Origin of the sequence: Sphingobium sp. B11D3A (assembly GCF_025961695.1) — a bacterium.
Classification (GTDB): Bacteria; Pseudomonadota; Alphaproteobacteria; order Sphingomonadales; family Sphingomonadaceae; genus Sphingobium.
In genome coordinates this window covers 1,757,388-1,775,266 of the sequence record NZ_JAOQOE010000001.1, presented here as the reverse complement: position 1 = coordinate 1,775,266, position 17,879 = coordinate 1,757,388, and the positions used below count along the sequence as shown (strand labels likewise).

Genomic DNA, 17,879 nt, shown 5'->3' with positions numbered 1-17,879 from the left:
GCGGTCTCGCCAAAGCGATCCGGGGCGGGCGGGTGCTAGCCGGCCGGCGCGTCGGGCGTCATGGCAATGCGGGCGAGCGATTCGGCCTCCGCGAGCAGGCTGTCGTCCGTCTGCGGACCGGCCACATGCTCGCGCCCGATCATGATCAGCACCGGCACGGCCAGCGGGCTCACCCGGTCGAGCGGCTTGTGCAGCATGGTGGCGCTGGCCCGGTCGATCAGCTCACCCAGGCGCCCCACATCGGTCATGCGCGCGCGGGCATCGGCCCAGGCGGCCTTGAGCAGCAGATGCTCCGGCTCGTAGCGGCGCAGCACGTCATAGATGAGGTCGGTCGAGAAGCTGACCTGCCGCCCGGTCTTGCGCGCGCCCGGCTGCTGGCGTTCGATAAGGCCGGAGATCACCGCCACGTCGCGAAAGGCCCGCTTGAGCAGGCTGCTTTCCTCGACCCAGGCGATGAACTCACGGTCCAGAATGTCGGCGGAAAAGAGCGGGCGGGGGTCGGTCACGGGCTCCAGGCCGTAGACGGCCAGCGCATAATCGTTGGAGACGAAGCCGACGGGCTTGAGGCCGCGCTCTTCCATGCGGCGGGTGAGCAGCATGCCAAGCGACTGATGCGCGTTCCACCCCTCGAAGCTGTAGACCACCATGTGGTGCAGCCCTTCATGCGGGAAGGTCTCGACCAGCAACTGCTCGGGCTGCGGCAGGACGGAGCGGACCGCCTGCATCGCCAGCCATTCATGAACGTCGGGCGGGAAGCGGTTCCATTGCGTCGGATCGGCCAGGAAAGCGCGCACGCGGCCGGCCAGATGCGTCGACATCGCCATGCGCGTGCCGCCCCAGCTTGGAATGCGGGCCTGCTGGGATGTCGCCTTGACGAACAGCTCGGCCTCGGTCTGGCGGACCAGCTCCAGTGAGAGGCCGGAGAAGAAGAAGCGATCGCCCGGGCTGAGCGTCGCGGCAAAACTCTCCTCCACCGTCCCGAGCTTGCGGCCGTTGCTGAAGCGCACATCGAGCGCCGGCTGGTCGACGATGATGCCGGCGTTCAGCCGATGCTGCTGGGCAAGGCGGGGATGGGCAATGCGCCAGAGGCCTTCGGGCGTGCGGACAAGGCGCTGGAACCGGTCATAGGCACGCAGCGCATAGCCACCGGTGGAGACGAACTGGAGAATGTCCTCAAGCTGGGCCGCGTCCAGCCAATCATAAGGCGTGGCGGTGCGGATTTCGGCAAGTAACGCCGCAGGATCGAGCGGGCCGGCGCAGGCCAGCCCCATGATGTGCTGGGCCAGCACATCGCGCGCGCCGGGGCGGAAATCGTCGGCGTCGCGCTCGCCGCTCATCACGGCGTCCCAGGCGGCCTGTGCCTCCAGATACTCGAAGCGATTGCCTGGGATGACGATCGCCTTGCTCGGCTCATCCATCCGGTGATTGGCGCGGCCGATGCGCTGGAGCAGGCGCGAGCTGCCCTTCGGCGCGCCCATCTGGATCACGCAGTCGATGTCGCCCCAGTCGATGCCCAGATCGAGACTGGCGGTGGCGACAAGGCCGCGCAGCTTGCCGGCCGCCATCGCGGCCTCCACCTTGCGGCGCGCCTCGCGGGAGAGGCTGCCATGGTGGATGCCGATGGGCAGGGTATCCTCATTCTCCGCCCACAATTCCTGAAAGATGAGTTCGGCGAGACCGCGCGTGTTGCAGAACACCAGCGTCATCCGGTGCTGGCGGATGATGTCGATCACCTGCCCCGCCGCATATTTGCCGCTGTGGCCGGACCAGGGCACGCGGCCCTGCGGCATGAGAATAGTTAGGTCCGGCGCGGCGCCCGGCTCGCCTTCGACCAGCGCCACTTCTTCCTGCGCGCCGGCGGGCGCCAGCCACCGTCGATAGGCATCGGGGTCGCCCACGGTTGCCGATAGGCCGACGCGGCGGAGGTCAGGTGCGATGCTCTGCAGGCGGGCGAGGGACAGGGCCAGCAGATCGCCGCGCTTGCCGCTCGCAAAGGCATGGATCTCATCGATGATGACGGTTTTGAGGGACGCGAAGATCAGGTCCGCATCGGGGTAGGTCAGCAGCAGGGAGAGCGATTCGGGCGTCGTGAGCAGGATGTGGGGCGGCTTGGCCCGCTGCCGGGCCTTGCGATCGGACGGCGTATCGCCGCTGCGCGTCTCGATGCGGATGGGCAGGCCCATCTCGCTGACGGGGGTGAGCAAATTACGCTGCACATCCACGGCCAGCGCCTTGAGCGGGGAGATATAGAGGCTGTGCAGGCCTTCTGTCGGCGCCTCCGCGAGGTCGGCCAGCGTGGGCAGGAAGCCGGCGAGCGTTTTGCCGGCTCCTGTGGGCGCGACGAGCAGAGCATGGCGCCCCGCTTGCGCTGCCTCCAGCATCGCCTGCTGATGGCGACGGACGGACCAGCCCCGCCGGTCGAACCATCCCGTGATGAGGGGCGGCAGGGATGGTGTCATGTACGCGCGCGGGGCCATGCCTTCAATGTGGATGCCCCGCCATGCTTACTCAAGCCCGGGTGGAATAGGGCTCCTTACCATCCCGGCGCTTGTCTTCTCGGTCGAGACTGTCGCGCAGGTCCTTTGCGGCGCGGTCGCTCCGCGCTTCGTCGCCCGGCTTGGTATCGCGCTTGTTGCGCCAGATTGCGTAGACCAGCACCGCGGCAAACAGGACTGGCCCGACAACGGTCATGAGGCTCCAGAGGCTGCCCATGTTTCTCTCCTATTTTCCAAACCCATTAAACGCATGGGCGCCGCCTGAGTTTCGCGGCTGGCCGCGCAGCCGGTTCGGCGCGCCTCACTGGGTGACGGATGGCGGGCGGTAAGCCAAAAAAAAGGCCGCCCCGAAGGACGGCCTGGAAGTTTTAGGAGAGGATGCCTGAAAGGCAGGAACTGTATGCGTTACATACGAATTTCCTGCAATTGCGAAATGAAGAGTGTTGATTGCACAATTTGCAATCGATCTCTTCAGTCTACGCATCTGGTTGACGTTAATGCCCAGCGGCCGGACCACGCTCCAGGCCAGAAAGTGCAAGCTGTTCATCGACTTGCGCCAGCAGGCGGTCCAGCGCGTCGGCGTCGCGTGCCTCGGCGCGGGCGACCAGAACATCCTGTGTGTTGGATGCACGCAGCAGCCACCAGCCGTCCGGCGTGGTGACGCGCGCGCCATCCGTGGAATCGATCGTCGCACCGGATTCGGCGAGTCGGCGCAGCACTTCCTCGATCACGGCGAATTTGCGGCTCTCATCGACTTGGAAACGCAGCTCCGGTGTGTTGACCATGGCCGGCATGGCGCCGCGCAGCTGCGTTACACTGCGCCCCAGCGTGCTGGCAGCGCGAATCAGGCGAACGGCCGCGTACAGGGCGTCGTCGAAGCCATAATATTCGTGCTTGAAGAAGATGTGGCCGCTCATCTCGCCAGCGAGCGGGCTACCCGTCTCCTTCATCTTGGATTTGACGAGGCTGTGGCCGGTTTTCCACATCAGCGGCTTACCGCCCAGTTCCGCCACCCGGTCGAACAGCGCCTGGCTGGCCTTCACATCGGCGATGATCGTGGCGCCCGGTTCAGCGGTGAGCACCGGCTCGGCGAGGATGGCAAGAAGCTGGTCGCCCCAGATGATACGCCCTTCGCCATCGATGGCGCCGATCCGGTCACCATCGCCATCGAAGGCGAGGCCGAAATCGAGGCCCTTCTCCGCGACCAGCGCTCGCAGGTCGACAAGGTTCTTCTCCTCGGTGGGGTCCGGGTGGTGATTCGGGAAATCGCCGTCGACATCGGTGAACAGCGTGTGGTGCTCGCCGGGCAGCAGCTTCACCAGCCGGTCGATCACCGGGCCGGCGGCGCCGTTGCCGGCATCCCAGCCAATCTTGTAGGCTTGGCCGTCGAAGCCTTCCATCAAGCGAGCGACATAGCGGTCGAGAATGTCGACCTGCTCGCTGCCGGCGCTGCCGTCGACCCAATCGCCGGCCGCCGCCATCGTGCCCAGACTCTGGATGTCCTTGCCGAAGAAGGGGCCTTTCTGGAGCACCATCTTGAAGCCGTTGTAATTGGCCGGGTTGTGGCTGCCGGTGATCTGGATGCCACCGTCCACATCCAGCACCGCCTCGGCATAATAGAGCATCGGCGTCGGGCCGAGGCCGATGCGGACCGCGTGAATGCCGCTGTCATTGAGGCCGCGCACCAGGGCCTCCTCCAGCATCGGCGAGGAGAGGCGCCCGTCATAGCCGACCGCGACGGCCCGTCCGCCGAGCCGCGCGACACGCGTGCCGAAGCCCCGGCCGATGGCATAGGCATCCGCCTCGCCCAGCGTTTCGTCGATGATGCCGCGAATGTCATATTCGCGCAGCGTGGTCGGATGGAATTGATGCGTCATGGAAAGTCCCGGAGAAGGTCGAAGGAAAGCGAACCGGCTAGCTTATGTTTCTTGCGATTTTAGCAACGTATCACGCGCAGCATTGATCCGCGCGGCGAGGCCGGGCGATCCGCCGGCGTCCGGATGATTTCTGGCGATGAGCTTGCGATGCGCGGCGATGATCTCGTCGCGGCTGGCATTGATCGACACGCCAAGCAGGTCGGCCGCTTCCGCGCGGCTGAGATCGCGCGCGCTCAGCGGAGCGGGGGAGGGCGCGCGCCCGCCTGCCAGACTGTCCCCAAAGCGCAGCCACAGGCCGGAGACGGTCGCGACCAGCGCGCCTGTCACCGCCATGCCCTTGGTCATCATTATCGTGCCGATCAGCGTGCCGGCGATACCCAGCCACGCCGCCGGCACCTTGCGCCCGCTCTTGCGGAGGCGGTACCAGAACCAGAGGCCCAGCCCGCCCAGAGCGATAGCGAGCAGCAACATCCCTCAGGCGGCGCTCTTTTTCTGGGGCGCCCCGCCGAGCATCGGCAGCGCAAGGCCGGCGATCATCTCGCGCAGTTCCTGCCGGGCGGCCAGATGGCTGACGCCCAGCTCACCGAGATGGCCGCGATCGAGCAACGTCAGGCCCGAGGGGAAGAGTTCGCGGAAGATCACGCGCTCGGACAGGCCGGGAATGACGCGGAAGCCCACGCGGCGGGCGAGTTCCGAGAGCGCATCGCCGACGCGCTTCTGGTTGCGCGCTTCCATGTGATGCAGGCGGTTACGCAGCACCACCCAGTCGATCGAGGCGCCGTCGGCCTTCGCGCGGGTCTTGCGAGTTTCCCACATCAGCTCCGAGTAGAAGCTCAGCCGCTTGACCTTGAAATTCTCCGGATCGACCTGCCCGATGAGGTCGAAATCGACAAAGCTGTCGTTCATCGGCGTGACGAGCGTGTTCGCCGCCGCCGCGGCATAACGCGCCATCGGATCATCGCGGCCGGGCGTGTCGATGATGACGACCTGCGCCTGGCTGGCGGCCTTGGCGATGGCCTCGTTCAGGCCCGCCGTGCTGTCGCCATCATAGACGGCGTAACTGGGGGAGGGCAGGTCCACCTCACGACGGCGCGCGGTCGCCTCGCGATTCTCAAGGTAGCGAGCAGAGGTGCGCTGCCGGTGATCGAGGTCGATCAGGGCCACGGACACATCTTGCGCAGCCAGCGCGACGGCGGTGTGGACGCAGGTGGTGGACTTGCCTGTGCCACCCTTTTCATTGGCAAAGACGATGAGATGCGGCGCGGCGCTGGACATGGGCTGGGTCGAAACTCTTTCTGGGTGGTTACGGCCTCTTGACCGTCCGGTCAGGACAAGCGAAGCCAGCCCCGACCTTCTCCGCCGGCCTTATCGGAGCCTCGTGCCGCGTGCAAATCTTCCGTGACCTTCCCTCGCTCAGAACCGGTCTCGCCTCGTTGCGGGCGGATGCGGGCCGCATTGCCTTCGTCCCCACCATGGGGGCACTACACGCCGGGCACATGGCGCTGATCGCGGAAGCGCGGCGTCGGGCGAGCCATGTCGTCGCGTCGATCTTCGTCAATCCCACCCAGTTCGGCCCCAATGAAGATCTGTCGGCCTATCCCCGCCGCGAGGAGAACGATGCCGCGATGCTGGCGCAGGCGGGCGTTGCCGCCCTGTGGCTGCCGGACGTTGCGACCATGTACCCTGCCGGCTTCACCAGCCATGTGAATGTCGATGGCCTGTCCGCCCGGCTGGATGGCGAATGGCGGCCCGGCCATTTCGAGGGTGTGGCGACGGTCGTCACCAAGCTCTTCAATCAGGTCCGGCCGGACATCGCCTGTTTTGGCGAGAAGGATTATCAGCAGCTTGCCATCATCCGGCGGATGACGCGCGATCTTGACCTGGGGGTGGAGATCGTCGGCGTGGAGACGCAGCGTGACCATGACGGCCTCGCCCTCTCGTCCCGCAACGCCTATCTCACTGCCGACCAGCGCGCGCGCGCGGCCGCCTTGCCGGAGACGCTGGTGGGCGCAGGGGAAGGCATCAGCGCCGGCGAGGATGTCGCCGCCGTGCAGGCCTGGGCGATCCGCTATCTGCTCGATTCGGGCTTCGATTCGGTCGATTATTTCCTGCTTAGCGATGCTGACACGCTGGAGCCGATGACCCGGCTGGACCGGCCCGCGCGCCTGCTGGTGGCGGCGCGGATCGGCAGCACGCGCCTGATCGACAATATCCCCATCCACCCCTGAAGACATGCCCGAGCAAATCCGGGCGCTAACATCCCTTCTGCACCGTTAACCATTTCGCAAGAGCTGGCGTGCTTGGTTGCGGTATCGCGAACCTGTGTTTGGGGGGAATTCGTGGGTACAAGCATGAACAATGCCAGGGTCCTGATCGAAAGCCGCACGCGCGCCGCGCTCGGCAATGCACAGGCCTGTTTCGATCTTGGCGTGGCCTATAGTTGCGGCACCGGCGGCCTGTCCGTCGATCTTGTGGAAGCGCATCGCTGGTTCAATCTGGCTGCGCAGGCAGGCAGCCGCGAGGCACAGACCTGCCGCGCTGAAATCGCCGAGGAAATGACCGCGCGGGAAATCGCCGAGGCCCAGCGCCTCGCCCGCGCCTGGACGATCGAGACCAGCCAGCGCGTCGCGGCCTGATCGGCTTTAGCCCGCGTCTCCACCCTTGCGGAACGGCGCGCGTTCATCCAGCCATTCGCGTTCATCCGCGACGGCGGCGGCCTCACGCTCGACGAAGTCCGCCACGGCGCGCCTGAAATCGGGATGCGGGATGTAATGCGCTGAATAGGTCGGCACCGGCCGATAGCCGCGCGAGAGCTTGTGCTCGCCCTGTGCGCCGGCCTCGACGCGGGCAAGGCCCCGCGCGATGGCGGCGTCGATCGCCTGATAATAGCAAAGCTCGAAGTGGAGGAACGGCACCTCCTCATTGCAACCCCAGTAACGCCCGTACAGCGCATCGCCGCCGATGAGGTTGAGCGCCCCGGCAATCGGCCGTCCGTCGCGATAGGCGAAGATCAGCAGGACCCGGTCCGCCATGCGCGCGCCGAGCAGCGAGAAGAAGGCGCGGGTGAGATAGGGGCGGCCCCATTTGCGGCTGCCGGTATCCTGGTAGAAATCCCAGAAGGCATCCCAATGTTGCTCCTCGATGGCGTCGCCGGTCAGGTGCCGGATGTCCAGCCCGGCCTGCGCCTTGGCGCGCTCCTTGCGCAGATCCTTGCGGTGGCGGCTGGAGAGGCGGGCGAGAAAATCATCGAAGCTGGCATAACCCTCATTGGCCCAGTGGAACTGGCTGCCCTGCCGGATGAGCCACCCCGCCGCGCGATACAGCGCGCATTCCTCCGGCGTGATGAAGGTCGCGTGGGCGGAGGACAGCTCATTCTGGTCCACCACCGCCTCGATGCCCGCGATCAGCGAGGGGCCTTTGCTGGCGTCGCGCAGCAGCAGGCGCGGCCCCGGCACGGGGGAGAAGGGCGCGGCGATCTGCAGCTTGGGATAATATTGCCCGCCAGCGCGCTCCCAGGCGTCCGCCCAGCCATGGTCGAACACATATTCGCCCTGACTATGCCCCTTGAGATAGGCCGGCGCTGCGGCGATCAGGGTGCCACGGCCGTCCTGAATGGTGATCGGCGCTGGCGACCAGCCCGTGCCCGGGCCGACGCTGCCCGATTCTTCCAGGATGGAGAGGAAGTCATGGCTGACGAAGGGATTATCCGGGCCGGCGCATGCGTCCCACTGCGCCTTGTCCAGCGCTGCGACGGATTGGGTGAGGTGGACAGTCAGCGCGTCGCTCATGAGGGCTGCGCCTCTCGGTGCTCCAATGTGGGCAGAGAGCGAAACGGAGCGACGTCGTGCAGCACGGGCCGAACATGGGACGTCCGGCGCGAAATTGCCAGTGCCCGCAGGTCCATCGCGCCCAACGCCGCCACGATGCGGGCCGGGCGCTAGGCGCTCAGTCGCGAATCTGCACGATGGCGTCGATTTCCACCGACGCATCGAGCGGCAGCACTGGTACGCTCACGGCGCTGCGGGCGTGGCGGCCGGCATCGCCGAAGATGCGGACCATCATTTCCGAGGCGCCATTGGCGACCTTGGGTTGATCGGTGAACTCAGCGGTGCTGGCGACAAAGGCGCCGAGCTTCACGATGCGCTCGACCCGGTCGAGATCGCCGCCCAGCGCCGCTTTCATCTGCGCCACCAGCATCAGCGCGCAGCGTTCTGCAGCCGCGACGCCCCAATCGAGATCGCGCTCGCCGCCGATCTTGCCTTTCATGAGGGCGCCATCGGCCGCGAAGGGCAGTTGGCCACTGATGTGCAGCAGGTTGCCGGTCTGCACCGCAGCCACATAAGCGGCGACGGGGGCGGCGGCTTGCGGAAGGGAGATATTCTCCGCGGCGAGGTGTTGGTCGATCTTGCTCATGGGCGGAGCCAGAGCATGAGCCCGCAGATGCGTCAAGACCGGCTAGGACAACGCCCCGGTGGCAATCGCGTCATACTCGTCAATGCGGGCCATGATCCATGCCTCGGCACGGTCCCAGTCGTCGATCCGCTCATGCGCCTCGCGCACCGGCTCGACATGGGGGGCGAATTCCGGCTCCCCGACCATGTGCAGCCGCCAGCATTCCGGCACGTCCCGCGCGACGGACACATGATTGGCGCCCAGATCGTCTATGAAGATGCTCAGGCCCGGCTTGCGCTCGTCCAGCAGCTTGCGCACCGCCGGTCCCTTGCCGCCGCGATTGCCGATCACCGGATAGGGGAGGCCGTGCGCATGGATCTGGTCGGCGCGGGCCTGCGCGCGTTCCTCGCCGATGTTGGTGACGATCACGATGTCCGCCCGCTTTGCGATTCGCGCCATCGCCTCCACCGCGCCGCGAATTGGCGTCTGACGATGCATTTCCGTCTCGAAGAAGGCGCCGAGCAGGGTCCAGACCAGTTCGCGCTCGATCAGGTCGCCGCTGGTCTTGTGGCGCAGCGCGCGCTCGAAGCCGCCGGAGAAGCTGAAGTCGATGCCGTGCTGCTCTTCCAGCCAAGCGCGGAAGGGGACGACCATGTGCATGAGCACTTCGTCGCAATCGCTGATGATGAGCGGGCGGCTCATCGGCCGAGCCGCTCGCGTGCGGCGACGAGATCCGCCGGCGCGACTTCCAGGGCTTCCGCGCAGGCCAGGAGGTCCAGCTCGTGATTGATGACGAAATCCATCAGCGCACCCAGCGTGGCGGGATCGGTTAGGGCTTGCCGCAGCGCATCCGGCTCCAGCCCGGTGAGACTGAGCATCCGTTCGGCACGGACCGAATCAGCCACAATCCATCCCACGAGGCGCAGCGCCATGGTTTCATCATCTTGAGGGATCGGATAGGTCCGCATTGTTCACCTGTATGCCGGGCAGCGGGAGGTTCTCCCCTGCGCGGCTGCAAAAATGGCTTCGTCCATCGGCATAAGGACTGTTCGTGTCAAAACGCATATTGGTTGTCGAGGACAATGAGCTCAACATGAAGCTGTTTTGCGACCTGCTCCGCGCGCATGGGCATGAGACAGAGCCGGTGCGAGACGGGCGGGAGGCCTTCGCCCGCGCATCCGCCTTCCAGCCCGATCTCATCATCACGGACATCCAGCTGCCGCATGTGAACGGTCTGGACCTCATCGCCTCCTTCCGCGCGGACGCGGCTCTGACAGAGACGCCGATCATGGCTGTGACGGCCTATGCCGCCCCGGGCGATGAAGCGCGGATTCGGGAGGCAGGGGCGAATGCCTACGTCTCCAAGCCGATTTCGGTGCTCATGTTCATGAACGTCGTCAACGGGCTGATCGCGCCGACTGCGCTGGCGAGCTGAGCGCTACCTCGCGCGCCATCGTCACACTTTATCGTCACGCTGCCGCACGCAAAAAGGCCCGGATCGCGCGATCCGAGCCTGAAGCGTCATGCACGAGCGAGCGGACCGACAGGCCCGCCGTGGCACTTACTTGATCTTGGCTTCCTTGAACTCGACATGCTTGCGCACGACGGGATCGTACTTGCGGAAGGTGAACTTCTCGGTCTGCGTGCGGGGGTTCTTCTTGGTCACGTAGAAGAAGCCCGTGTCAGCGGTGCTGACCAGCTTGATCTTCACTGTGGCGGGCTTCGCCATGGCCAATTCCTCAAATAATTGAGCGACCTCCCTGCGGGCAGGTGCGGTGCGCTGACATACATGCAAAAGACGGGCTCCGCCTCTGGCGAGACCCGTTCGGCGGCGGCCAATGCGGGAAAAGCCGGCCCTTGTCAAGGGAAGGAGTCGCCGCAGTCGCCGCTCTTCGCTGCAAAACCGAAGCTTAACGATGGGCGCTTATGGTGCCGTTGTCACAAGCCTGACTCGCGAGGCTGGCAAGAACCGATTCGCGATGGACAAGGCGAGATGGGAGAATCGGGATGTATCAAGGCTCGGACCGTCTGGTTCGCGATCAGATGCTTGGCCGCATCGAGGCACTGGAGGGGGCTTGCACGGGCCTGTCCCTCTTCTCCCTGTGCGAGCGGCTGGAAGATTTGCGGCTGTTCGCGCGCCGGCATGACTTTGCCGCGGTGGAAGGACTGGCCAGCCTGCTGGAGTCGGTGGTGGCCTATAACGGCCACCGCCAGGTCGCGCAGACCTATCTCACGCTCATGCGGGACGCTGCCCAGGGTGATTCGGCTGCGCCCCAGACTGCGCGCGTCTACCTTGCCGCGGCCGCCCTGCGGGGGTGTCGCTGATCGCTTCATTGCGCCGGCGCATAAGTGTTGATTGATTTCGTCGATCAATCTGTGCGGGCCTATCTGTTCGTCATTCCGAGTTCCATCTGGCATAAGCGGGGCGTGGGGAACGTTCGACGTTCCGAAATTTACGTCAGACACATCAACCATTGGAGGCCTTTCATGACAGACAAAGCGCTCAAGACGCCCACGGACCTGAAGGGAAATGCCATCAAGGCCGTCGCCGACGCGCTGAACGGCCTGCTGGCGGATAGCTATGCGCTTTACCTCAAGACCAAGAATTTCCACTGGCATGTCTCCGGCCCGCATTTCCGCGATTATCACCTGATGTTCGACGAACAGGCGGCCGAGATTCTTGCGACGACGGATCTGATCGCCGAGCGGATTCGCAAGACCGGCAACACTGCGCTGCGCTCCATTGGCGACATCGCCCGCAAGCAGAGCATTCAGGATAACAATGACGACTTCGTCTCCGCTGCGGACATGCTGGCGGAGCTGCGGGCCGACAATATGGCGCTGGTGGAATCGCTGCGTGCCGCCAAGGAACTGGCCGAGGCCGCCGGCGACAATGCAACCGATGGGCTGATCGACGACTGGACCGATCAGGCCGAGCAGCGGGCGTGGTTCCTGTTCGAAACGAGCCGCAACGGCTGATCCATTTGGACTGAGCCATCGCCGCGCTGAAATTGTGGCGATGGACACACAAAAAGGGCCGGGATTTTCATCCCGGCCCTTTTTCTTGCGAAGTGAGTCGCCTGTTACTCGGACTTGGGCTCGAGATTCACGGCGGCGTATTTGCCACGACGGTCGACTTCCAGTTCGAAGTCCAGACGGTCGCCTTCCTGCAGCGAAACCATGCCGGCACGCTCGACAGCACTGATGTGCACGAACGCATCGGGCTGGCCGTCATCGCGCTGGATGAAACCGAAGCCCTTCATAGCGTTGAAGAACTTCACCGTGCCGCTGGCCCGCTCACCCGTGAGCTGACGCGACGGTCCACCACGCTGCTCGGCCGGTGCGCGGTCTGCAGCGCGCTCGGGAACCGGGAGCGGCTCGCCGTCGATCACCAGATCGGTTGCGGAAATCTTGCCGCCACGGTCCACCAGCGTGAACTTGAGCTGCTGCCCTTCGGCGAGGCCGGTCAGGCCAGCCTGCTCGACAGCGCTGATGTGCACGAACACGTCTTCCGCGCCATCGTCACGGACGATGAAGCCGAAGCCCTTCTGGGCATTGAAGAACTTGACCGTGCCGGAGCCTTCGCCAACGACCTGCGCGGGCATACCGCCACGGCCGCCGCCGCCGCCACCACCGCCGCGGAAGCCGCCGCCACCGCCGCCGCCGCTGCGGAACCCGCCGCCGCCGCCACCGCCGCGGTCACCGAAGCCGCCGCCACCGCCGCCGCCGAAGCCGCCGCGATCGCCAAAACCGCCGCCGCCGCCGAAGCCGCCGCGATCACCGCCGCCGCGAGGTCCACCGTAACTGCTGCCACCATATTCCGGAAAGGCGTCGAACTGGGGTTCTCCGAAGCTGTCCCGCTTGTCCCTGCCGCGACCGCGGCGCCCTCTATCAAAACTCATGCCCTGTTAATCACTTTCGCTCGTCCACTCTCGATCCGCACCCATGCCGGACGACATGCACAGGGACTCGACCAAGGCCACACTCGGCCAAGCGTCGCTATAGCGGCCTTTTTCGCAAAGCGCGAATGATTTTGGCGCAATTGCCGCGCTGAACGTCGATCCCGCTCCCGGGCAACATCGGCCCGATCCGCAGCGCTGGGGAGGCGCTCTGCCGTCTTGCCTTTTTCGGAGGTTTCCCTGGCCCGGTCATGCAGCTAAGAGGAGCGGCATGACCGTTTATTTTCATGAAGAAGACCTGCCTGCCGATGTGCTCGCGCCGGGCGCCGTTGCCATCGATACCGAGACGATGGGTCTGATCACCCCGCGCGACCGCCTGTGCGTCGTGCAGATCAGCGATGGGCAGGGCGATGAGCATCTCGTCCGCTTCTCGCCGGGGAGCAGCTATGCCGCGCCGAATCTGCGGGCGGTGATCGCCGATCCCACGCGACTCAAGCTCTTCCACTTCGGCCGCTTCGACATCGCGGCGCTTCAGCATTATCTGGGCGTGCTGGCGGCACCGGTCTACTGCACCAAGATCGCCTCGCGCATGGTGCGTACCTATACCGATCGCCACGGCCTCAAGGAGCTGGTCCGCGAGCTTCTGGGCATGGACATCAGCAAGCAGCAGCAGAGTTCCGACTGGGGCGGCCCGGTGCTGAGCGAGGCGCAGCGCGATTATGCCGCGTCCGACGTGCGCTTTCTCCACCAGTTGAAGGCGGAACTGGACATAAGGCTGGAGCGGGAAGGGCGCACCGCGCTCGCCCAGGCCTGTTTCGACTTCCTGCCACACCGGGCGCTGCTGGATCTCGCCGGCTGGCCGGAGACAGATATTTTCGCCCATGCGTAAAGGGCGTGCCCTGCGCGGGACGTCCCGGTCCGAGGACGAGCTGGCGCCGTCGGCGCTGGCCCGGGCCGAGCACAGCCGGCTGCAGCGCTGGGCCGCGCCCGGCGGCAGTCACGACAGGCTGGTGACCCTGCTCAAGCGGGTATTGCCGATCTCTGCCGGTGTGCTGGGCGCCTTCCTGCTGGCGGCGCCGTTCACCCACCAGACCGAGGTCAGCTTCGTGCTCGACAAGAACAAGGTCGATGTTGCGAGCGAGCGGTTGAAGGTGACCGAGGCGCTGTATCGCGGCGAAGATGGCGAGGGCCGGCCCTTCTCGCTGCGTGCCGGCTCTGCGCTGCAAAAAACCTCGCGCGATCCGATCGTGCAGCTCAACGAGCTTGAGGCGCGGTTGCAGATGGAAGGCGGCGGGGCCGTCGTCACCGCGCGGCAAGGCAATTACAACATCGAGAATGAGACGGTCGCGGTCAACGGGCCGATCCAGTTCCAGAGCGCCAATGGCTATCGGCTCACCACGCGCGATGTCGACATTCGACTGCAGGAGCGGGACTTGCGCAGCCGGGGCGATGTCGAGGGGCGGATGCCGACCGGCACGTTCCGCGCCGATCATCTTAAGGCCGATCTGGAGGGGCGCACCGTCACGCTGGAGGGCAACGCCCGCTTGCGCATGGAGCAGGTCGGGCGCTAAGGGCATGTCGATGCGCAGACCCTTCCTTCTTGTCGCTGCCGGCGCCCTGGCCGGGTCCACTCTGGTCGCGATTGCCGGCGTTGCCGATGCGCAGGTTCTGCGGGGGCACAATACACGCGCGCCGGTCGATTTCTCGGCGGACCGTATCGAGGTGCAGGATCGCGCCGACCGCGTCGTCGTCTCCGGCAATGTGCAGGTGACGCAGGCCGGCATGACCATGACGGCGCAACGTCTTACCGTGGCCTATCACAACACCGGCGGCATCGAGATCGACCGACTCGACGCCTCGGGCGGTGTCGTCGTGACGCGCGGCAACGAGCGGGCCAGTGGCTCGGTCGCCATTTATGATCTCAATCGCCGGCTGATCACCATGATCGGCAATGTGCAGCTCAATCAGGGCGGCAACCGCCTCACCGGCTCGCGCCTCGTCATCGATCTGGCCAGTGGCCGCTCGACGGTGGATGGCTCTGCCGCAGGCGGCGCGCCGGGCACCACCCAGTCGGGTGGTCGCGTCTCCGGCACGTTCCAGGTTCGCCAGAGCGGCGATCAGTAGGAAAAGGCCGGACGCGGCGCCAAAAAGCTTGCCTTTTTCGCTGCCTTGAACGATTCGGTCTCCATGCAATTTTCCTGCCAGATCGTGGAAGCTGCGGAGGAGCGTCGGTTCGACAGGGCCGGCGATCAGGATGATCTGGAAATGAGGACAAGGCGATGAGTGAGGCAGACACGATGCGCGATCCCGCAATCGCGGACGACCCCGCCGGCGCGGCGGAGGATCATCGCCTGCAGGTCATTTCTATCGCCAAGAGCTACGACAAGCGCACCGTCCTCGCCGATGTCAGCCTTGAGGTCGGCCATGGCGAAGTCGTCGGGCTGCTCGGGCCGAACGGCGCAGGCAAGACGACCTGCTTCTATTCCATAATGGGTCTGGTAAAGCCCGATTCGGGCCGCATCCTGCTGGAAGGTACCGATATCACCGGCCTGCCCATGTATCGCCGCGCCATTCTGGGGCTGGGCTACCTCCCGCAGGAAACCTCCATCTTCCGCGGCATGACCGTGGAGCAGAACATTCTCTCGGTGCTGGAACTGGCCGAGCCGGACAAGGCGGCGCGGGCACAGAAGCTGGAGACGCTGCTGGAGGAATTCGGCCTCGCCCGCCTGCGCGCGAGTTCTGCCATGGCGCTCTCCGGCGGTGAGCGTCGGCGCTGCGAAATCGCGCGGGCGCTGGCAGCCAATCCGTCCATCGTGCTGCTTGATGAGCCCTTTGCCGGCATCGACCCGCTCTCCATCGCGGACATTCGCGATCTGGTGAAGGATCTCAAGACGCGCGGCATTGGCGTGCTCATCACCGATCACAATGTGCGTGAGACGCTGGAGATCGTCGATCGCGCCTGCATCATCTACGATGGCAAGGTGTTGTTTGCCGGCAGCCCCGCTGAACTGGTCGCCAATGCCGATGTCCGCCGCCTCTATCTAGGCGAGAGTTTCTCGCTGTGATGGCGGGCCGGTCGCGGACAGGCTGAGGGGCAGCACCACCCATGGCGATGGCGCCTCGCCTCGATCTTCGGCAAAGCCAGTCGCTGGTGATGACGCCGCAGCTCCAGCAGGCGATCAAGCTGCTGGCGCTGTCCAATCTGGAGCTTGAGGCATTCATCGGCGGCGAGCTGGAGCGCAATCCGCTGCTGGAAGCCGGCACAGACATCGCGCTGCCCGCGCGGGAGCAGGCCGAGCTTCCGGACGGCGTAGAACCGCAATCGGGCCCCGACGCTCCGGCCGACGTGCTGATCGGCAAGGGCAGCGGCGAGGCGGATGGGCCGCTGGACGTCGATCACGGTGCGGAGACCTTCATCGATGACGGCCCCGGCGACCGCGCGCTGCCGGGCGGGGTGGACCCCGGCCGGTCCTCCGCTGACTTCGGTGCGGACGGACCGGATTTCGACAGTTTCGCCGCGCCCGAGCAGGGCCTTTATGAGCATCTGATGCACCAGGCCGGTGCTGCGCTCTCCGGCCGGGCACTGATGATCGCCGAGCAGCTGATCGGCCAGATCGACGATGCCGGCTATCTGGAGGCCGATCTGCTGGAGACCGCCTACCGGCTGGGCGTTCCGCTGGCAGAAGTGGAGGCGGTGCTGGCCGTCATCCAAGGGTTCGATCCCGCCGGCATCGCGGCGCGCAGCCTCAGCGAATGCATCGCCCTGCAAGCCAAAGAGGTGGATCGCTATGACCCGGCCATGGCGACGCTGATCGCCAATCTCGACGTTCTCGCCAAAGGGCAGATCGCGCATCTGCGCCGGATTTGCGGGGTGGATGAGGAGGATATGGCGGACATGATCCGCGAGCTGCGCGGCTATGATCCCAAGCCCGGCTTGCGCTACGCCAATGATCGGCCCGCAGCCGTGGTGCCGGATGTGCTCATCGCGCCTGCGGGTAATGGCTGGTCCGTGGAGATCAACGGTGCGACGCTGCCGCGCATCCTCGTCAATCGCCGCTATCATCACCAATTGGCGAGCGGCGCGCGGGACAAAACGTCCAGGGCTTGGGTGTCGGATTGCCTTGCCAGTGCCAACTGGCTCATCAAGGCGCTCGACCAGCGCCAGCGCACCATCCTACGGGTGACCGAGGAAATCCTGCGGCGGCAGGAGGGCTTCTTCCGCCACGGCGTTGCCCATCTGCGGCCGCTCACCCTGCGTGTGGTGGCCGAAGCGGTGGGGCTGCACGAGTCCACGATCAGCCGGGTGACGAGCAACAAATATCTGTCCTGCCCGCGCGGGACCTATGAGCTCAAATTCTTCTTCACCAGTGCGATCGCCGCAGCAGATGGCGGAGAAGCAGCATCGGCCGAGGCGGTGAAGAGCCACATCAAACAGTTGATCGCCGACGAGCCGCCAAATGCGATCCTCTCTGACGACTCCCTGGTCGATCTGCTACGTCAGCGCGGCTTCGACATCGCGCGGCGCACGGTGGCCAAATATCGTGAGGCCATCGGGCTGGGGTCGTCCGTCCAGCGCCGCCGGCAGAAAGCCCTGGGCGGGCGATAACCGCGCCGCTTAGTCGAGCACGCGGGACATACGGCGGCCAGCAAGGATGCCGAGCACCAGGAAGATCCCGAACAGCGCAAGGGCAATGAAGAACAGCACCTTCGCAATCCCGACAAACGCTCCCGCGACGCCGCCAAAGCCCATCAGGGCGGCCGCACCGGCGATAAGCAGGCTGAGGATGGCAAGACGGATCATGATGGGCTCCTGTGGCTGACAGGGGTTTTAACGTCTCGCGCCCGGCGGCGGTTCCCGGCTGGGCGGGGGAGGACGAGACGCGCGCGGCTCTTCATGCGCAAATCTGCCAAACCCGGCCAGCCGGGGTGCCCATCGGCGGGCGGCATTGCTTCGTCACTGTTGATGCGCGAAGGCACCTTGCGAAACCCGTGCGACCCCGCTAGGGCGCACGGCTCCAGTGCATGCGGAGCGGTGGCCGAGTGGTCGAAGGCGCTCGCCTGGAAAGTGAGTATACGTCAAAAGCGTATCGAGGGTTCGAATCCCTCCCGCTCCGCCAGCAGGCCGTTCGTAAACGACCGCTCAAGTCCAAAAAACAGCAGAAAATAGGCATTTATTGCCGCTGCAGTCATTCGTGCTGGTGCAGGATGGTTCGCAT

The 17,879-nt window shown here is 65.5% G+C and carries 22 protein-coding genes and 1 tRNA gene; 11 read left to right on the top strand and 12 right to left on the bottom strand.

The genetic code is table 11. From position 1 onward, the window contains the following. Positions 1-35: 35 nt before the first annotated feature. From M2332_RS08520 to M2332_RS08500, 5 genes are all read right to left on the bottom strand, one after another. Positions 36-2,459 (bottom strand): ligase-associated DNA damage response DEXH box helicase, encoded by a 2,424-nt coding sequence (locus M2332_RS08520; protein ID WP_264574929.1) that lies wholly within the window; start codon positions 2,457-2,459, stop codon positions 36-38. A gap of 49 nt (positions 2,460-2,508) precedes the next feature. Then, the gene (locus M2332_RS08515; protein ID WP_264571926.1) at positions 2,509-2,712 is read right to left on the bottom strand and encodes a hypothetical protein; all 204 of its coding nucleotides are present in this window, start codon (positions 2,710-2,712) and stop codon (positions 2,509-2,511) included. A 277-nt stretch (positions 2,713-2,989) separates the two neighbouring features. Continuing rightward, positions 2,990-4,372: a phosphoglucomutase/phosphomannomutase PgmG gene (gene pgmG / locus M2332_RS08510; protein ID WP_264573722.1), complete on the bottom strand. Its 1,383-nt coding sequence runs from the start codon at positions 4,370-4,372 to the stop codon at positions 2,990-2,992. Between the two features lie 42 nt (positions 4,373-4,414). Beyond that, the gene (locus M2332_RS08505) at positions 4,415-4,843 is read right to left on the bottom strand and encodes a molecular chaperone DnaJ (RefSeq protein WP_264573721.1); all 429 of its coding nucleotides are present in this window, start codon (positions 4,841-4,843) and stop codon (positions 4,415-4,417) included. Positions 4,844-4,846: 3 nt separating this feature from the next. Next, positions 4,847-5,647, bottom strand: coding sequence for a division plane positioning ATPase MipZ (locus M2332_RS08500; RefSeq protein ID WP_181558565.1), 801 nt, complete (start codon positions 5,645-5,647; stop codon positions 4,847-4,849). A 110-nt stretch (positions 5,648-5,757) separates the two neighbouring features. On the opposite strand from M2332_RS08500, the gene panC reads away from it, so the two are divergent. Beyond that, complete coding sequence (panC, locus tag M2332_RS08495) at positions 5,758-6,600, top strand: pantoate--beta-alanine ligase (RefSeq protein WP_264573720.1); 843 nt, start codon at positions 5,758-5,760, stop codon at positions 6,598-6,600. A gap of 111 nt (positions 6,601-6,711) precedes the next feature. Further along, positions 6,712-7,008, top strand: coding sequence for a hypothetical protein (locus M2332_RS08490; RefSeq protein WP_264571930.1), 297 nt, complete (start codon positions 6,712-6,714; stop codon positions 7,006-7,008). A 6-nt stretch (positions 7,009-7,014) separates the two neighbouring features. Here M2332_RS08490 and M2332_RS08485 read toward each other — a convergent pair whose 3' ends face one another. The 4 genes from M2332_RS08485 to M2332_RS08470 form a co-directional block, all read right to left on the bottom strand. Next, positions 7,015-8,160: a GNAT family N-acetyltransferase gene (locus M2332_RS08485; RefSeq protein ID WP_264573719.1), complete on the bottom strand. Its 1,146-nt coding sequence runs from the start codon at positions 8,158-8,160 to the stop codon at positions 7,015-7,017. A 157-nt stretch (positions 8,161-8,317) separates the two neighbouring features. Further along, positions 8,318-8,785, bottom strand: a complete 468-nt coding sequence (locus M2332_RS08480) for a RidA family protein (protein WP_264571932.1) — start codon at positions 8,783-8,785, stop codon at positions 8,318-8,320. 42 nt (positions 8,786-8,827) lie between these two features. After that, positions 8,828-9,466 carry an HAD family hydrolase gene (locus M2332_RS08475; protein WP_264573718.1) on the bottom strand — a complete coding sequence of 213 codons (639 nt, stop codon included), beginning with the start codon at positions 9,464-9,466 and terminating at the stop codon, positions 8,828-8,830. Further along, positions 9,463-9,732 carry a DUF3572 domain-containing protein gene (locus tag M2332_RS08470; protein WP_264573717.1) on the bottom strand — a complete coding sequence of 90 codons (270 nt, stop codon included), beginning with the start codon at positions 9,730-9,732 and terminating at the stop codon, positions 9,463-9,465. Before M2332_RS08470 ends, M2332_RS08475 begins: the two co-directional genes overlap by 4 nt. 83 nt (positions 9,733-9,815) lie before the next feature. On the opposite strand from M2332_RS08470, the gene M2332_RS08465 reads away from it, so the two are divergent. Next, positions 9,816-10,199: a response regulator gene (locus M2332_RS08465; protein ID WP_264573716.1), complete on the top strand. Its 384-nt coding sequence runs from the start codon at positions 9,816-9,818 to the stop codon at positions 10,197-10,199. Positions 10,200-10,325: 126 nt separating this feature from the next. Here M2332_RS08465 and rpmG read toward each other — a convergent pair whose 3' ends face one another. Beyond that, a complete protein-coding gene (gene rpmG, locus M2332_RS08460; protein ID WP_181558573.1) occupies positions 10,326-10,493 on the bottom strand; it encodes a 50S ribosomal protein L33 in 168 nt (55 codons plus the stop codon). Between the two features lie 278 nt (positions 10,494-10,771). On the opposite strand from rpmG, the gene M2332_RS08455 reads away from it, so the two are divergent. Together M2332_RS08455 and M2332_RS08450 are read left to right on the top strand one after the other, a co-directional pair. Further along, positions 10,772-11,089, top strand: coding sequence for a hypothetical protein (locus M2332_RS08455; protein ID WP_181558574.1), 318 nt, complete (start codon positions 10,772-10,774; stop codon positions 11,087-11,089). Positions 11,090-11,251: 162 nt separating this feature from the next. Next, complete coding sequence (locus M2332_RS08450) at positions 11,252-11,743, top strand: Dps family protein (protein WP_181558575.1); 492 nt, start codon at positions 11,252-11,254, stop codon at positions 11,741-11,743. Positions 11,744-11,847: 104 nt separating this feature from the next. Here M2332_RS08450 and M2332_RS16620 read toward each other — a convergent pair whose 3' ends face one another. Beyond that, on the bottom strand, positions 11,848-12,666 hold the full coding sequence (locus M2332_RS16620; protein ID WP_319801314.1) for a cold-shock protein: 819 nt from the start codon (positions 12,664-12,666) through the stop codon (positions 11,848-11,850). A 268-nt stretch (positions 12,667-12,934) separates the two neighbouring features. Between M2332_RS16620 and M2332_RS08435 the strand changes: the two genes are divergently transcribed. From M2332_RS08435 to rpoN, 5 genes are all read left to right on the top strand, one after another. Further along, positions 12,935-13,552 carry a ribonuclease D gene (locus M2332_RS08435; protein WP_181558577.1) on the top strand — a complete coding sequence of 206 codons (618 nt, stop codon included), beginning with the start codon at positions 12,935-12,937 and terminating at the stop codon, positions 13,550-13,552. Further along, on the top strand, positions 13,545-14,234 hold the full coding sequence (lptC, locus tag M2332_RS08430; RefSeq protein WP_264573715.1) for an LPS export ABC transporter periplasmic protein LptC: 690 nt from the start codon (positions 13,545-13,547) through the stop codon (positions 14,232-14,234). The genes M2332_RS08435 and lptC overlap by 8 nt, the downstream gene beginning before the upstream one ends. Positions 14,235-14,244: 10 nt before the next feature. Beyond that, positions 14,245-14,787 (top strand): LptA/OstA family protein, encoded by a 543-nt coding sequence (locus M2332_RS08425; RefSeq protein ID WP_264574928.1) that lies wholly within the window; start codon positions 14,245-14,247, stop codon positions 14,785-14,787. 173 nt (positions 14,788-14,960) lie between these two features. After that, a complete protein-coding gene (gene lptB, locus M2332_RS08420; protein WP_264574927.1) occupies positions 14,961-15,728 on the top strand; it encodes an LPS export ABC transporter ATP-binding protein in 768 nt (255 codons plus the stop codon). A 41-nt stretch (positions 15,729-15,769) separates the two neighbouring features. After that, positions 15,770-17,269 carry an RNA polymerase factor sigma-54 gene (rpoN, locus tag M2332_RS08415; protein WP_264573714.1) on the top strand — a complete coding sequence of 500 codons (1,500 nt, stop codon included), beginning with the start codon at positions 15,770-15,772 and terminating at the stop codon, positions 17,267-17,269. A gap of 9 nt (positions 17,270-17,278) precedes the next feature. Here the strand turns inward: rpoN and M2332_RS08410 are convergent, their stop codons facing one another. Beyond that, complete coding sequence (locus M2332_RS08410; RefSeq protein ID WP_264571939.1) at positions 17,279-17,464, bottom strand: DUF1328 domain-containing protein; 186 nt, start codon at positions 17,462-17,464, stop codon at positions 17,279-17,281. A gap of 225 nt (positions 17,465-17,689) precedes the next feature. Here M2332_RS08410 and M2332_RS08405 point away from each other — a divergent pair. Beyond that, positions 17,690-17,780 (top strand) — tRNA-Ser (locus M2332_RS08405). The last annotated feature ends 99 nt before the right edge of the window (positions 17,781-17,879 follow it).